Below are 1,605 nucleotides of genomic sequence, written 5' to 3' on the forward strand. Positions count from 1 at the left end.
CCCGGCAGGCGGGTGTCGCCGCGGCGGTGGCCCTGGTCGTCGGTGCGGGCGGCGGGTACGCGTTCGGGTCGGCGGGGGGGTCGGAGCCCCCCACGGCGATGGGGGGCGAGGGCGGGTGGATGGCTGCGCCGTTCCCGCAGGACGCGACGACCCTCGAGGCGCCGAGGTCGTCGGTGGCCCTGGAGGTGGCCCAGACCTCGTACCCGATGTGGGGCGTGCGCATGGTGTTCTCGGGCGAGGGCCTGGGGACGGGCGCCGGCGTCGGAACCGTGTGGGCCCTGGATGCCGCTGCCGGGTTCGACGAGGCCGTCGCGGTCCGGGTCGCCGACGCGCTCGGGGTGCCCGGGGAGCCGCGCCTGTCGGACGGTACGTGGACGGTGGGTCCGGACGACGGGTCGGGTCCGGTGGTCGTCCTGCAGGGTGACGACCTCGGCACCGTCAACTTCTACGACCCGACGCAGGACCCGTGGGTCTGCGAGCTGGTGTCCACGGGGGAACCGTTCCGGGGGGAGGCCGAGCCCGCCGAGGGTGCCGGTGAGCTCTACCCGATGTCGGCGTGCGAGGAGCGTGACCTGGGCCCGGCCCCCGGGGCGGAGGAGGCGCGCGACCGGGTGGTCTCGCTGCTGGGCGACCTCGGGCTGGACGAGGCCGACCTCGACGTGGACGTCGAGGTCGGCGCCACGGAGGCGTGGACGTACGTGACGGTGCACCGGCTGGTCGGTGGCGAGCGCTCGGGGCTGACGTGGTCGGCGTCGCTGACCGGGTCAGGCGTGCACTCCCTGTACGGAACGGCTGCACCGGTGGTCGACCTGGGTGAGTACGACCTCATCAGCCCGGCGCAGGCGGTCGAGCGCATGAACGACCCGAGGTTCGGTGCCGGTAGCGCCGCACCGTTCGCGATGATGCGCTCGGCGGACGAGCCGTTGTCGCTCGAGTCCTCGCCCATGCCGACCGCGGAGCCCGCCCCGGTGCCGGAGCGCCCCAGGCCCACGGCCCCCGCCCCCGGTTCGTCGATCGGGTGGCCCGTGCAGCAGGTGACCCTCACCGCGGCGACGCTGCGCGCCACCGTCCACCACCAGCCCGACGGCGCGGCGCTCCTGGTCCCGTCCTACGAGCTGACCGGTGCCGATGGGAGCATGTGGACGGTGCTCGCGGTCGCCGACACGCACCTGGACCTCGTCTCGCCGTGACCGACGGGAGCCGGGTCCGCCTCGTCGTGCCGTGGCGGACCCGGCCGCACGCCGGCCGGTGTGGGAACGTAGGTCCAGGCCGCAGCGGGCGACCTGGCCGGCGGGTGCCGGACGGCGGTGTGGGGAGTGCATTCGGTGGGTGAGGAGCAGACGAGTGGTCCGGGTGAGCCCGGTGCGGACCGGCCGCTGACCCGTCGCGAGCTACGTCTGGCCCGGGAGCGCCGGGCCCAGGAACGTGAGGCCCAGCAGGCCGAGCCCCAGCAGGCCGAGCCCCAGCAGGCCGAGCCCCAGCAGGCCGAGGTCAGGGGCCCGGTCGCCCCCCGCGTCGAACCCCCTGCCCTGGCCCGTCGCACGGTTCCCGTCCCGCCGGCCCCGGCGGACGGTGACGAGGGCCGCCAGCTCCGTCCCGCCCACG

2 protein-coding genes are annotated in these 1,605 nt (G+C 75.9%); one reads left to right on the forward strand and one right to left on the reverse strand.

Translation table 11 applies throughout. The features are described 5' to 3' along the window. Positions 1–1,190, forward strand: a 1,190-nt coding sequence (locus N869_RS18040; protein WP_035062972.1) for a hypothetical protein, incomplete at its 5' end; no start/stop codon positions are given. A gap of 201 nt (positions 1,191–1,391) precedes the next feature. Here N869_RS18040 and N869_RS18045 read toward each other — a convergent pair. After that, positions 1,392–1,605 (reverse strand): hypothetical protein (locus tag N869_RS18045; RefSeq protein ID WP_198026102.1); only part of this gene is annotated, 214 nt, incomplete at its 5' end.

Origin of the sequence: Cellulomonas bogoriensis 69B4 = DSM 16987, from assembly GCF_000767165.1 — a bacterium.
In the GTDB taxonomy this organism is placed as follows: domain Bacteria; phylum Actinomycetota; class Actinomycetes; order Actinomycetales; family Cellulomonadaceae; genus Actinotalea; species Actinotalea bogoriensis.